The sequence below is a fragment of the Arthrobacter sp. PAMC25284 genome (assembly GCF_019443425.1).
GTDB classification, from domain to species: Bacteria; Actinomycetota; Actinomycetes; order Actinomycetales; family Micrococcaceae; genus Arthrobacter; species Arthrobacter oryzae_A.
Window position 1 is genome coordinate 3,798,351 of sequence record NZ_CP080382.1, and the last position, 13,891, is coordinate 3,812,241.

The window sequence follows — 13,891 nt, forward strand, 5'->3', positions numbered from 1 at the left end:
CGGCCGGCGCAATGATCGTGAGGTAACCGCGGCGCGGCGCAATGAAGGGATATCCGCACAGAAAATAATCCCCGGCATAAGTGCCGGGGATTATCCCTTCGGAGAGTGCCTCGGGCAGCTATCCGGCCAAGAACTAGACCAGCGTCACGCCGGTGGCCTGGGGGCCCTTGGAGCCCTGGCCGATCTCGAACTGAACGCGCTGGTTCTCGTCGAGGGTCTTGAATCCGCCGGTCTGGATTTCGGAGTAGTGAACGAAGACATCGCCATCGGCGTCATCCGGGGTGATGAAGCCGAAGCCCTTTTCTGCGTTAAACCACTTGACGGTTCCCTGTGCCATTTAATTCTCCTCATCTGGAACTTGAATAAGTCCGGCACGGTTCTTACCGGACTTGGTCACTCTGCGAGAAGAACCGTGGCTGTCGCCCGAACAGGACGGTTTAGCGGCAGGAGCTTCACGCTCGCAACATGTCTTGCGAGCATGAAAAAACACCTACACAAAGACTTGTCTTAGAATTACATGGCACTTTCATCAGGTCAACGGATCCGCGCAAGATGTGCTTAAATTTCGTGCAAGGAAATCAGTATCTGTCGACGCCGCGCCGGTCCTTTAGTCGGCTCAGAAGAGCCGGGACTCGCTGTCGTCGACGCCGCGCATGGCGTCGTAGTCCAGGGTGATGCAGTCGATGCCGCGGTCATTGGCCAGAACCTTGGCCTGCGGCTTGATCTGCTGTGCGGCGAAGATTCCGCGCACCGGCGCCAGCAGGGGATCGCGGTTCAGCAGTTCGAGGTAGCGCGTGAGCTGCTCGACGCCGTCAATGTCACCACGGCGTTTAAGCTCGATCGCGACGGTGGCGCCGTTCGAGTCCCGGGCAAGGATATCGACGGGACCGATGGCGGTGAAGTATTCGCGGCGGATAAGGGAGAATCCCGTGCCGAGGAGCTCGATCTGTTCGGCCAGGAGGCGCTGCAGATCCGCTTCGACGCCGTCCTTGATCAGACCCGGATCCTGCCCGAGCTCATGCGAGGTGTCGTGCAGTTGCTCATGGATATTGATGATCAGCCGGTCATCGGTTTTCGCGGACTGCACTGTCCACTGCTCGATCACGCCGACCTCGACGTCGATCTCGTCAGGGCTGGAGACCCGCAGTGAGGCGGGGGGACTCATCCAGTTCAACGGTTTATAGGATCCGCCATCGGAATGGACCAGGACGGACCCGTCGGCTTTGACCAGCAAAAGCCGGGTGGCCAGCGGGAGATGGGCTTTGAGCCGGCCAACATAATCAACGGAGCACCGGGCTATCACTAAACGCACCCGGCCAACTCTACCGTCTGCCGGGACGGAGGCGAGCCGGGCTGGGGCAGAATGGAACCATGCCCCGTTCGAACAGACCCCGCCGCACCGCCGCCGGGAAGGCCGGCTTCGCACGGGCCGCCAAACCAGGATCCAAACACGGCCCGGCACCGGAGCTGGATCTGGAACGCGCCCGGACCGGCGTTGCCCGGCGGGAGAGCGCGCCCGACGGCGAGTGGATGGTCCGCCTCATCACGGCCGGGCGCGCCGAGAAAACCTACATTTGCCCCGGCTGTTCGACGGCGGTCCCGCCCGGAAGTGCCCACCTTGTGGTTTGGTCCGAGGACCATCTGTTCGGGGCCGCCGCCGGCCTGGCAGAGCGCAGGCACTGGCACTCCAATTGCTGGACGTCACGGAGCTACCGGTATCGCTAAGCTGGACAGCATGACTTTTGACCCGGCGTCGTACGTATTCAGCCAGCCTTCGGCACCCACCGCCATCCGCGCGTCGACCGTTCTGCCGGCCCGCCGCGAGAACGTGGAACTCCACACCGCGGACGGCCATGTGCTCGTGGGGGAGTTGTCCGTGCCGGAGTCCGGCGAGATCAAGGCCACGCTGATCACCCTGCACCCGCTGCCCACGCACGGCGGTTTTATGGACTCCCATGTGTACCGGAAGGCGTCCTACCGCCTGCCGGCCCTCGCCGGAATTGCCGTGCTGCGCTTTAACACCCGGGGAACCGAATCGCCGCGGGGCACCAGCAGCGGGGCCTTTGCGGAGGGCGTCGACGAGCGGATGGACGTTGAGGCGGCCGTTCACTTCGCGGTGCAGCGCGGCCTGCCCAACCGCTGGCTCGTGGGCTGGTCATTCGGCACCGAGCTGGCGCTGATGTACGGGGCTTCGGAGCCGGTGGCGGGCGAGATCGAGGGCGCCATCCTGCTTTCGCCGCCGCTGCACCGCGCCACCGAGGAGCACCTCGGGGAATGGGCTGCGTCGGGCAAACCGCTGAAGGTGCTGGTTCCCGAGTTTGACGACTTCCTGCAGCCCGCCGAAGCCGCCGAGCGGTTCGGCGCCGTGCCGCAGGCCCGGCTGGTGGCCGTCGACGGCGCCAAGCACCTCTGGGTTGGGGAAAAGTACGCCGGCCGGGTGCTCAACGAGATCGTGGACGAGGTTATTCCCGGCGGAACCGGCGGCGCTGCGCTGCCGCACGAGTGGACGGGACCGGTGGCCGCGGCGCACGCCTGAGCCGGACGGACCTGCCGGCGGTCCGGTCCGTCAGTGGACATCCTGGCGTGCGATGAAGAGCTCCTTGAGCAGGAGCATGATCGCGGCGGCAGTGGGGATGGCGATCAGTGCCCCCAGCACCCCGAGGAGGCTGCCGCCGGCGATGACTGAGATGACGGCGACGGCGCCGGGCACCGCGACAGCTTTTTGCATGATCCGGGGCGAGATGAAATAGGCCTCGAATTGCAGATAGGCGAAATAGAAGGCGGCGTAGGAGACCGCAGTCTGCCAGCCGGCCGTCAACGCAATGACCGTCACAAGGACTCCGGCAATCAGGCCGCCGACGAGCGGAATGAAGGCCAGGAGCGCCACCAGGAAGGCCAGCAGTACGGCAAAGGGCACACCGACGCTCGACATCACGATAAACGCGAACGTCGCATTAAGCACGGCGACGAGGGCCTGGCCGATCACGTAGTTGCCCACCGACCCGGTAATCTCCTCGGCCAGGGCCTCGACCCGGTCACGCCGGGAGCGGGGAGCAAGCCGATAACCCCAGATCTTCATGGCCGGCAGCGCGGTGAGGAAGTACAGGCTGAGTACAAGCACGATCAGCGCGCCGAACAGTCCGTTCGCCACGGTGGTGCCGAACCCGACGACGCCGCCGAAAATGCCACCCATGGCCTCGGGGTCGTTAACGAATTTCTCGAGCTCCTGCTGGATGCGGTCCCGGACACCAAACTGGCTGTCAACGGACCGGAAGAAATCAGAGTCGATGAAGTCCTGGACCCACCGCGGCGCCTGGCCGACGATCTGGGTCACCTGCTGCACGATCGTGGGGATCAGTGTGGCGAAGAAACCCACCACAGCCAGGGTCAGCGCGGAGACGGACACAAGAACGCCGGCGGCGCGCGGTAAGTTTTTCCGTTCCAGCCAGCGCACTACGGGATCGAGGCCCAGGGCGATGAACAGGGCAGTGACGATCCAGAGGAGCAGTTGTGTGGTGTTGGAACCGATCCAGTAGACCCCCAGTGCTGCTCCAACGCCGACCGTGCCCATGAACCCGGTGTAGAGGGGATGCTGCGCCGACGTCCGCAGGCCGCGGTCGCTGACGAGGTCCCCGTCAGTGCCGTCACCGGCAAGCTCCAGCACAGGCGGCATTTCAAAGCGCAGCCGCGGCTGGGGCCCGGGGAGGGGCCCGACCAGCCGCCGCACCATGGACATCAGCACTCCGGCCGTGGCCGCCCGGGGCAGCGAGATCTCGTCCTGCCCGCCGGCTTCCTGGCCGCTGGCTTCCTGCCCGCCGGTGGCCGCGGGAGCGGGACTCTGGGCCTGGTCACCGGTTTCCTGCACGCCGGATGTCCGGGCACCGTCCGGTCCCTGAATTGACGCATCCGTATGTTCAGTCACTGCGTAGAAGCCCTTAGTTCTGTGCGGCGCCAAGCAGGCGTCCCGGGTCGAATGATCACCGCAAAGACTATCAGCAGGCTTGCCAGCAGGCGGGGAAGAGTCCGGCAGCAGTGGCGCCGCCGTCCGGGGGATGCGGCCCGATCTGACTCGCTGGTAACAAAACGGCTACTATTGAAGCAAAATGTCCGCTGATGATGGGTTATATTTTGCGTTTCAAGACTGCAGCTGCACTAGTGCTGCTCGGCCTCCTGACACTGCTGGCCGGGATCGGTCAGAAGACTTTTTGGGCCCCGGCCGAGAATATTACGGCCACGGCCCCTGCGGATGCCACGGCCGCTCCGCTGACCGTCTTTGACGAGAAATTGCGCACGGCGCACGGCGGCCCGGTGAAGATCAACGTCAAGGGCGAGGGCAGCTTCCTGCTTGCGGCCGGCCGGCCGGACGACGTCGCAGCCTGGGTCGGCCCGACCGCCCACAACACGGTCACCGGACTCTCCACGGACGGCACGGCGCTCGAAGTGTCCCATACGGACGGTGAGGCAACCGCGCCGTCCCCGGCGGGCTCGGACCTCTGGGTCACGAGCGAGAACGCCAGCGGGGAACTCAGCTACACCTGGACCCCGCCTGCCGACGGCGAATGGTCACTCCTGCTCGCGACGGACGGGACCAAACCGGCACCGTCATCGATCACGATGACCTTCCCCAATGACACCTCCACTCCGTGGGCCGTGCCGTTTATGGTCCTGGGCATCCTGCTGATGGCCGGCGGTGCGTTACTGATCCTCAAGCCCCGGTCTGGTGGCACGGGCCCGGACAGCAACCGGCGCGGCAGCCGGCCCGCCGCGGGCCGGAACCAGCCAACGCCGACGGCGGAGAGCAAGTCCACCGGCTCCGGCAACGGCACCGCCCAGCAGCGCCGTGTTGCACTGCGGGTCCGGCGCCCCGGCCTGGCCGTCGCCTTGCTGACGGCCGCCGCCGTCGCCGGCACCGGAACCATCGCGCAGGCCAGCCAGACCCCGGCGCCCGGCCCGTCGACGTCCCCGGAAACTTCGGCTGGCGACGGTGAGGCCGCCGGCGTCCCCGTGCTGCTTGATTCCCAGTTCCGCCGCGTCCTGGAGCAGGTCGCCGGCGCGGTTGACGCCGGAGATGCGGCCAAGGACGCCGGCAAGCTCGAACCGCGGGTAACGGACACCGAGATGCAGATCCGGACCCAGAACTACAAGATCCGCTCCCAGGTTGGCGCCTACGAGGCCCGGATGCCCGTCCGGGCCACCAAGCTGCTGACCACCGTTGTCACCAATGACCGCAGCTGGCCGCGGACAGTCCTGGCCGTGACGCAGGGCGAAGGGAACGTCGTTCCGCAGTTGCTGACCCTGACCCAGGCTTCGGCCCGGGAGAACTACAAGCTCGTCAACAGCACCCCGCTGCAGCCGGGCGCAACGTTCCCCGCGATTTCGCGTGGCGGCACGGACTCCCTGGCGCCGGCGGACAAATCAGGGCTGCTCTACAGCGGCGAGGAGGCCCTGGCCGGACTGGGCGACCGCCTGAGCTCCGCCGACTCGGCCTTCAAGGACAAGCTCGTGGAAGGCGAATCGTCTCCGTACATCGCCGACACACTGGCCTACCAGGCGGACGTGGTGGCTTCCGGCGTGAACGGTACCTTCTCCTTCACCCACAAAGTCGACCCCGCCAGCACGGCGGTGTTCCGCACGTCCGACGGCGGTGCCCTGGTGCTGGGCCGGCTGGATTTTACCTTTGAAGGAACCCCCAAAGCCGAAGGCGACAAGCTGACCATTGGCGACGATGCGGCTGCGCTGGCCGGCAGCAAGGAAACCAGCACGGGCATGGTGCTGAACTTTGCCGAGGTGGCCGCCGTGTATGTCCCGCCGGCGGGGTCCACGGATCCGATGCGGCTCGTGGCCGCCACCCGCGGCCTGGTGGGGGCGAGCTTCAAGTAACACGCACGGAAACGGCGGTGGCCATGGCGGGCGCCGGAGTGGATAGAGTGGAGCTATGACTTCGCCAGCTTCCCGCCCGGTCCCGCCAGCTGCCGCCAATCCGCTGAACCTGCGGGGCGCCGTCGACCTTTCTTCGCTGAAACAGCGGCCGGCGCCCCCCGGGCCGCCGGCCGATGGGACCTCCCCGGCAACGGCAGGTCCTCCGGCCGACGGCGGGACCGGGCAGCACGGCAGACCGCTCCGGGTCGACGTCACGGAAGCGAACTTCCAGGAACTCGTCGAGCTCTCCGCCCAGGTGCCCGTGGTCATCGCCCTGTGGGCTGCGTATTCACCGGGCTCCGGCCAGATCGTCGACGTTCTGGAACGGATCGTGGAAACCTACGATGGCCGGATGGTCCTTGGCGTGGCGGACATCGAGGCATTCCCGCAACTCGCGCAGGCGTTCCAGGTCCAGACGGTGCCCACTGCGGTCGCCCTCGTCAAGGGCCAGCCTGTGCCGCTCTTCCAGGGCGGTGCCGATGAGCAGCAGGTGCGCAACCTGTTTGACGAATTGCTGAAGGTCGCGGCCGCCAACGGCGTGACGGGACGGATCGGTGCCGGCGGCCCCGCCGCGGCCGAGCCGGAGCCCGAGCCGCTGCCGCCCCTGCATCAGGCCGCGTTCGATGCGATTGAGGCCGGCGATTACGACACCGCCGCTGCAGCGTTCCGGCAGGCGCTCCTGGAGATGCCGGCCGACGCCGAAGCCAAGGCTGGCCTGGTCCAGGTGGAACTGATGGGACGGCTCCAGCCGCTTTCCGGTCCCGACGCCGATGCGCTCCGGCAGCTTGCCGCCCAGGAGCCGGACAACCTCGATGCGCAGTTGACGGTGGCCGATCTCGACGTCGCCGGCGGCCACATCGAGGACGGGCTGGGCCGCATTGTCGCCTTTATCGGCCGGAACTTCGGACCCGAACGGGAAACCGCCCGGATTCGGCTGCTGGAACTTTTCGAAGTTGTGGGCACGGCCGACGAGCGCGTCGCCAAAGCACGGCAGCAGCTGGCGCGGGTGCTGTTTTAATGTCGTCGGCGTTGTTCACGCCGCTGGATCTCCGGTCGCTGCGACTGGAGCACCGCGGCTGGGTATCGCCGATGTGCCAGTACAGTTGCGGCCCGGAAACCGGAGAAGGGGTCCCTACCGACTGGCACCTTATGCATTTGGGCTCCTTCGCCGTCGGGGGAGCGGCCCTCATCCTCACCGAGGCGGCCGCCGTCAACGCAGCAGGCCGGATCAGCCCCCGCGACGCCGGAATCTACAACGAGGACCAGGCCGCGGGCTGGGAGCGCATCATTGCTTTCGTCCACCGCCACGGTGCCGCCGGCGCAAAGATTGGCACCCAACTGGCGCACGCCGGCCGCAAGGCCTCCACGTACTGGCCGTTTTCCGGGAAACAGGGCACCGTTCCGGCCGCCGACGGCGGCTGGAACAGCGTCGGACCCGGTACCGGTGCTTTTGACGGCTTTGCCGCGCCGTCGGCCCTGACCACGGAGGAAATCGACGGCGTGATCGCCGACTTCGCCGCAGCGGCGGTCCGGGCCGTCGACGCCGGTTTTGATACCGTCGAAATCCATGGCGCCCACGGCTATCTCCTGCACCAGTTCCAAAGTCCGCTGGTCAACGACCGGACGGACGATTGGGGCGGCGATGAAACCGCCCGGAACCGCCTGACGCTCGCCGTCGTGGATGCCGTCCGGAGCGTCATTCCCGAGTCCATGCCGCTGCTCCTGCGGATCTCCGCCTCTGACTGGGCCGAGGGCGGGATCGACGCCGCAGCGTCGGTCCGGCTGGCCCGTACGGCCGCCGGCCGCGGCGTGGACCTCGTAGACGTCTCGAGCGGCGGGGCCGTGGCCCACCAGAAAATTCCGGCGGGCCCCGGGTACCAGACCGGGTTTGCCGCGCGGATCCGCCGTGAAACCGGTATCCGGACCGGCACCGTTGGTCTTCTGACATCCGCCGGCCAGGCCGAACACGCGGTCGCCACCGGACAAGCTGACGGGGTGTTCATCGCCCGGGCCGCCCTGCGCAACCCGCACTGGTGGCTGCGGGCGGCCTACGAGCTTGGCGGCGATCTGGCGTGGCCGCCCCAGTACGAGCGTGCGGCGCCCCGGCATTCGTTCTAGCGCCGGTGCCTGACGGTGCCCGCCGCAGCAGTGACCGTGGCCGGCAGGTAGGGGCGGCCGGGGAGCACCGTAGGGGATACTCTGCTGTTCACGGCCTGCGGCGGCTAATCTGACCTCATGACTTTCCCCCGGTCGGTTCCGCCCGGCCCGGATCCCCGGATTCCGGCGCCCGTCCCGGCGCTCTCGCTGCGCGGGCTGGCCAAGCGCTTTGGTTCCAAAATCGCCGTCGACGGCATCTGCCTGGAGGTTCCAGCCGGGTCCTTTTATGGCATGGTCGGGCCCAACGGCGCCGGAAAGACCACTACATTATCGATGGCGACCGGACTGCTCCGTCCGGAATTCGGCACCGCACTGGTGCACGGAGTCGACGTCTGGCAGCATCCGCTGGCCGCCAAGAAGCTGATGGGTGTGATGGCCGACGGGGTCCGGCTCTTCGACCGCCTGAGCGGCGAACAACTGGTCAGCTATGCAGGCCTGCTGCGCGGCATGGACAAAGATGTTGTGGCATCGCGGGTCAAGGAGCTGCTCGCAGCCCTGGACCTGAGCGGGGATGCGGGAACCCTGGTCGTGGACTATTCCGCGGGAATGACCAAAAAAATCGCCCTCGCTTCGGCCCTGATCCACGCACCGCGGCTGCTGGTGCTTGACGAGCCCTTCGAATCAGTGGATCCGGTGTCCGCCGCCAATATCCACGGAATCCTCGACCGCTACGTGGCATCAGGCGGCACCGTGATTGTGTCAAGCCACGTGATGGACATGGTCCAGCGGATGTGCGACCACGTCGCTGTCGTCGCCGCCGGACGGGTGCTTGCCGCCGGCACCGTGGACGAGGTGCGGTCCGGAGCGTCGCTGGAGGACCGCTTTGTCCAGCTCGTCGGCGGCCGCGGCCACACGGAAGGCCTGGAATGGTTGAGCACCTTCTGAGGCTGAAGATCACCCTGTTGCGCAACAGTGTCCGGCGCAGCCCCCGGCAGCTCGTCGGTTTGGCCATCGGGGCGCTGTTCTCGCTGGCTCTTGTGGGTCTCGGCGTGGCCGGGCTGCTGGCCTTGCGAATGGACCTGGAACTGGCCCGGACCGTGGTGGTGCTGGCCGGCGCCACGGCCCTCCTCGGCTGGGCTGTTGTTCCTGTCGTGATGACCGCCGGGGACCTGATGCTCGATCCTGCCCGCTTCTCGACCTTCGCGGTCCCGATGCCGCAACTGCTGACCGGACTCGCCCTGGGCGGCCTCATCGGCATCCCGGGTGCCGCCACGTCAGTGCTGGCGCTCGCCACGGTGGGCACCTGGTCCCGCAGCGCCCCCGCCGCGGCAGGGGCGCTGCTGGGCGCGGTCCTGGGGGTGCTGAGCTGCGTCGTCCTGTCCAAGGTGGTCACCACGGCCACTGCCCGGCTGGTCGGATCCCGGCGGTTCCGGGACATCAGCGCGGTCGTATTCCTGATTCCGCTCGTGCTCACCGGACCCATCGTGGCCGGCGTGGCAGACGGCATTGCCCGTTCCGGAGAGTTCCTGCCGCAGCTGGCCCGCACCCTGTCCTGGACTCCGGCCGGCGCTGCCTGGTCGCTTGGCGGGGAGCTCGCCGCCGGGAGCTACGGCGCGGCCGCGCTGAAACTGCTGATCGCCCTGGCCACGCTCGCCGGGCTGGCACTGTGCTGGAAAACCTTGCTGCAACGCGCCCTGGTGTCGCCGCCCAATGCCGGCCAGGCCCGGAAGAAGAACGGGGGCCTGGGCCTGTTCGTGCTGTTTCCGGCAACGCCGACGGGGGCCGTCGCAGCCCGCTCGCTGAGCTATTGGGTGCGGGATCCGCGCTACACCGGCGCGCTCATCGTCGTTCCGCTGATGCCGGTCCTGCTCTTCTTCCAATCGAGCCAGACCGGAACCTACGCACCCCTGCTGATGGTCGGGCCGCTGACCGCCTTCCTGCTCGCGTGGGCCATTTCCTCCGACGTCTCCTATGACAGCACCGCGTTCGCGCTGCACGTGGCCACCGGCGTCCGCGGGGTCCATGACCGCCTCGGCCGCGCCCTGGCCTGCCTGGCCTTCGCCCTGCCGGCGGTGCTGGTGTTCAGCATCGGCCCGTTCGTCCTCCTCGGTGACTGGGATGGACTGCCCGGAATGCTCGGATTGTCCCTGGGCGTGCTGTTCAGCGGGATGGGACTGTCCTCGGCTGTCTCGGCCCGCTACACGGTCAATGTGCCGTTACCGGGCGACAGCCCCTTCAAGGAGCCGCCGGGCAACGTGGCGCAAACCCTGGCCGTACAGTTCGGCGGCATGGGGGTGCTCGTGGTGCTCGTCTCACCGGAAATCGCCCTGCTCGCGGCGCAGTGGAGCACCGGCAGTCCGGTGCCAGGCTGGATCAACCTGTTCGTGGGGCCGGTCCTGGGACTCGCGCTCTTCGGCGCGGGTGTGCGGCTCGGCGGAAGATGGCTGGACGCGCGCGGACCGGAACTGCTGGCCCAACTGGCCGTCCACCGCTGACGGCGGTCCGCGATGGCTTACGGGTCCGGCCCGCAGGCCCGGCCGCATGGCCCTGACCGGGGCACACAGGTCTGGGATACCCTGCCACTAGGACACACACGCACCCGGGCAGTTCATCGCCGCAACCAGCACCCGGCACAACCAGCACCCGGCACTAACAGAGGCAGGGACCATGGAAGTCGTCATTCTTCCGGACAGCAAACAGATCGCCGCGCTCGCGGCGGACACCGTCGAGGCCCTGCTGAGGCGCAGACCCGACGCCGTCCTGGGGCTCGGGACCGGCCCTTCGGTGCGGCCGCTTTTTGACGAACTGACGAGGCGGCATGTGGAGGACGGACTCGACTTCGGCCAGGTCACGGTCTTTGTCCCGGACGAATACCTCGGCCTGCCTGCGGGGCATCCGGAGTCGTCCCGGCACTCCCTGGCCCGGGACTTTACCGGGTCTGTGGGTATCAGCCCCGCAAACGTCCGTGCCCCGGACGGAACCGCGGCGAACATCCCCGCGGCCTGCCGGGACTATGACGAGGCCATCCGGGCGGCCGGGGGAGTGGACCTGCAAATCCTTGGCGTCGGTACGGACGGGCATCTGGGCTTCAACGAACCTGGCTCCTCGCTGGCCTCTCGGACCCGGATCAAGTCCCTCGTGGAGCAGACACGCAGGGACAGCGCACGCCTGTTCGGCGGGCTGTCCGAGGTGCCCCAGCATGTCCTCACCCAAGGGCTGGGCACCATCCTTGATGCCCGCCATGTGATCCTGCTGGCCACGGGGGCGCAAAAGGCCCAGACCGTCCGGGACCTGGCGGAAGGACCGGTCACCGCCATCTGCCCGGCCTCGGTCCTGCAACTGCACCGGCACGCCACGGTCCTGCTGGACGAGGCGGCGGCGTCGTCCCTGCGGCTGGCCGATTACTACCGGCACAGCTATGAGATGAAACTCCCGTGGCAGGGCCTTTAAGCCGCCGGGAAGGGCGGTGCCGTCGTCACCATGTCTGCGTCAGCGGCTAAGATGGTGTCCATGACTAGCATGACCGATCCCCTCGACAACGACCCGATGCGCGAGCTCTCCGGAGCCGGGACGTCCACGGCCACGATCGAGCGCGAGGAACTGCGGCAGGAAGTGGAACCCGGCGACCGGGAGCGCTTCTCGCACTACGTGCGCAAGGAAAAGATCATGGAATCCGCACTGACCGGTGAGCCTGTCATCGCACTGTGCGGCAAAGTGTGGACACCCGGCCGCGATCCGCAGAAGTTCCCCGTCTGCCCGGAATGCAAGGAAGTCTATGAAGGCCTCCGCCCCGGCAAAGACGGCGGCGGCAAGGACTCCGGCGACAAATAGCGGGTCAGGCGCCGTCAGGCGCCCCGGCAATCCGCCTGCCTTCAGCCCGGCCTGACCCGTCCGCGGCTTGCCTGCCTGCAGGACTACCTTCACGGGATGCGTGAGCAGCTGCGCCCCGTCAACAGCGGCTGCCCCGTTTTCCGCTGTCCGGTTCATCCGAAAAAGATTGGTGTTTTTGTGCTTACTTGGGTTTCTCCTCCGGCTACAGCCGTGCGCGGAACGGACGGCACCTAAGTGACAGAGACGCTCTTTGGCGGACCCACACTGCCGCCCGCCTACCCGGAGCGGGCCGCCTGGGGCACCGCCCAGAAGCTCCGCGCCTGGCAGCAGGAAGCCCTGGACCTCTATTTCACCAGCCAGCCCAAGGACTTCCTGGCCGTGGCGACACCCGGCGCAGGAAAAACCACGTTCGCGCTGCGGGTAGCCTCCATGCTGATCGAATCGGGCGTCGTCAAGCGCGTCACGATCGTGGCGCCGACGGACCACCTCAAACGCCAGTGGGCCGACGCGGCCGCCAAGGTGGGCATCGCCATCGACCCGAACTTCAAAAACGCCGACGGGCAGCACGGCCGCGGCTTTGTGGGCGTCGCCGTCACGTACGCCCAGGTGGCCAGCAAGCCGATGCTGCACCGGGCCAAGACTGAAGCCGCCCGGACGCTGGTCATCCTCGACGAGATTCACCACGGCGGCGAGGCGCTGTCCTGGGGCGACGGGCTCCGCGAGGCGTTCGATCCCGCGGCCCGCCGGCTTTCCCTCACCGGTACGCCATTCCGGTCCGACACCTCTCCCATCCCCTTCGTGGAGTACGCCGAGGACCGGGACGGCATCCGGCGCTCCAAGGCCGATTACACCTATGGCTACGGCAAGGCGCTGCGGGACCATGTGGTGCGCCCGGTGATGTTTATGGCCTACTCCGGTCAGATGCGCTGGCGGACCAGCGGCGGCGAGGAAATGGCCGCGTCGCTGGGCGAAACCGCCGTGACCAAGGACATCATTTCGCAGGCCTGGCGGACCGCGCTGAACCCCACGGGCGAATGGATTCCGGCCGTCCTGGCCGGGGCGGACAAGCGGCTCAGCGAGGTCCGCCGGACCGTCCCCGACGCCGGCGGCCTCGTGATCGCCACCGACCACGACGACGCCCGGGCCTACGCCGGGCAGTTGAAGCGGATCACCGGTGAATCGCCCACCGTCATCCTCTCCGACGACGCTAAAGCCTCCAGCAAGATCGAGGAGTTCACCGCGAGCGACAAACGGTGGATGGTGGCCGTCCGGATGGTTTCTGAAGGCGTCGACGTCCCCCGGCTTTCGGTCGGCGTGTACGCGACCTCCACGTCCACACCGCTGTTCTTCGCCCAGGCGGTGGGACGCTTCGTGCGTGCCCGGAAACGCGGCGAGACGGCGTCGGTCTTCCTGCCCTCGGTACCGCAACTGACGGCCCTGGCCAACTCCATGGAAGCCGAGCGCGACCACGCCCTGGACCGCCCGGAGAAGGAGGACGGCGACGGACTCTTCAACCCGGAAGACTCACTGATGGACGAGGCCAACCGCGAGGAGAAGGCTTCGGACTCCTTGATGAAGGGAAAGTTTGAGGCCCTGGACTCGCAGGCCTCCTTTGACCGGGTGCTCTTTGACGGCGGCGAATTCGGAACCGGCGGCGAGGTGGGGTCCGACGACGAACTGGACTTCCTCGGGATCCCCGGATTGCTCGACGCCGAGCAGGTCGGGACGCTGTTGCGCCAGCGCCAGCATGAGCAGCTGAACCGCAAGAACCAGCGCGCGGCTCCGCAGGCTGCCGCCAGTCCTGCTGCCGGCGCAGCCGTACCGGATCACCGGATGCTGATGGACCTGCGGAACGAACTGGCCAAGAACGTGGCGGCCTGGTCCGCGCGGACCGGCACCCCCCATGGTGTGGTGCACACCAAGCTCCGGACGGTCTGCGGCGGCCCGCCCGTGGCCCAGGCCAATGAGGAGCAATTACAGACCCGCCTGCGGAAGCTGCAGGACTGGTTTATCGGCCGCAAGTAGCTGCCGGCGGCGTGCCGGG

At 67.4% G+C, this 13,891-nt stretch carries 13 protein-coding genes; 10 read left to right on the top strand and 3 right to left on the bottom strand.

The window, feature by feature from the left end; genetic code table 11:
• Positions 1-133 precede the first annotated feature (133 nt).
• Both KY499_RS17560 and nucS read right to left on the bottom strand, forming a co-directional pair.
• The gene (locus KY499_RS17560; RefSeq protein WP_123254108.1) at positions 134-337 is read right to left on the bottom strand and encodes a cold-shock protein; all 204 of its coding nucleotides are present in this window, start codon (positions 335-337) and stop codon (positions 134-136) included.
• A gap of 279 nt (positions 338-616) precedes the next feature.
• Positions 617-1,312 (bottom strand): endonuclease NucS, encoded by a 696-nt coding sequence (gene nucS / locus KY499_RS17565; RefSeq protein ID WP_123254107.1) that lies wholly within the window; start codon positions 1,310-1,312, stop codon positions 617-619.
• Between the two features lie 59 nt (positions 1,313-1,371).
• Here nucS and KY499_RS17570 point away from each other — a divergent pair, with 59 nt between their 5' ends.
• Together KY499_RS17570 and KY499_RS17575 are read left to right on the top strand one after the other, a co-directional pair.
• Entirely contained in the window at positions 1,372-1,725 is a 354-nt protein-coding gene (locus KY499_RS17570; RefSeq protein ID WP_219885941.1) for an ATP/GTP-binding protein, read from the top strand.
• A gap of 10 nt (positions 1,726-1,735) precedes the next feature.
• Entirely contained in the window at positions 1,736-2,536 is an 801-nt protein-coding gene (locus tag KY499_RS17575; protein ID WP_123254105.1) for an alpha/beta hydrolase, read from the top strand.
• Positions 2,537-2,566: 30 nt separating this feature from the next.
• Here KY499_RS17575 and KY499_RS17580 read toward each other — a convergent pair whose 3' ends face one another.
• On the bottom strand, positions 2,567-3,736 hold the full coding sequence (locus KY499_RS17580; RefSeq protein ID WP_123254137.1) for an AI-2E family transporter: 1,170 nt from the start codon (positions 3,734-3,736) through the stop codon (positions 2,567-2,569).
• 377 nt (positions 3,737-4,113) lie between these two features.
• Here KY499_RS17580 and KY499_RS17585 point away from each other — a divergent pair, with 377 nt between their 5' ends.
• From KY499_RS17585 to KY499_RS17620, 8 genes are all read left to right on the top strand, one after another.
• Positions 4,114-5,880, top strand: coding sequence for a hypothetical protein (locus KY499_RS17585; RefSeq protein WP_219885942.1), 1,767 nt, complete (start codon positions 4,114-4,116; stop codon positions 5,878-5,880).
• Positions 5,881-5,935: 55 nt separating this feature from the next.
• A complete protein-coding gene (locus KY499_RS17590) occupies positions 5,936-6,937 on the top strand; it encodes a tetratricopeptide repeat protein (RefSeq protein WP_123254103.1) in 1,002 nt (333 codons plus the stop codon).
• Entirely contained in the window at positions 6,937-8,037 is a 1,101-nt protein-coding gene (locus KY499_RS17595; protein ID WP_219885943.1) for an NADH:flavin oxidoreductase/NADH oxidase, read from the top strand. Before KY499_RS17590 ends, KY499_RS17595 begins: the two co-directional genes overlap by 1 nt.
• Positions 8,038-8,154: 117 nt before the next feature.
• Positions 8,155-8,961: an ABC transporter ATP-binding protein gene (locus KY499_RS17600; RefSeq protein WP_219885944.1), complete on the top strand. Its 807-nt coding sequence runs from the start codon at positions 8,155-8,157 to the stop codon at positions 8,959-8,961.
• Positions 8,943-10,511 carry a transporter gene (locus KY499_RS17605; protein ID WP_219885945.1) on the top strand — a complete coding sequence of 523 codons (1,569 nt, stop codon included), beginning with the start codon at positions 8,943-8,945 and terminating at the stop codon, positions 10,509-10,511. Before KY499_RS17600 ends, KY499_RS17605 begins: the two co-directional genes overlap by 19 nt.
• Before the next feature lie 172 nt (positions 10,512-10,683).
• A complete protein-coding gene (locus tag KY499_RS17610; protein ID WP_219885946.1) occupies positions 10,684-11,466 on the top strand; it encodes a glucosamine-6-phosphate deaminase in 783 nt (260 codons plus the stop codon).
• A gap of 51 nt (positions 11,467-11,517) precedes the next feature.
• A complete protein-coding gene (locus KY499_RS17615) occupies positions 11,518-11,847 on the top strand; it encodes a DUF3039 domain-containing protein (protein WP_123254098.1) in 330 nt (109 codons plus the stop codon).
• Positions 11,848-12,081: 234 nt separating this feature from the next.
• Positions 12,082-13,872 (top strand): DEAD/DEAH box helicase, encoded by a 1,791-nt coding sequence (locus tag KY499_RS17620; RefSeq protein ID WP_123254097.1) that lies wholly within the window; start codon positions 12,082-12,084, stop codon positions 13,870-13,872.
• Positions 13,873-13,891: the final 19 nt, after the last annotated feature.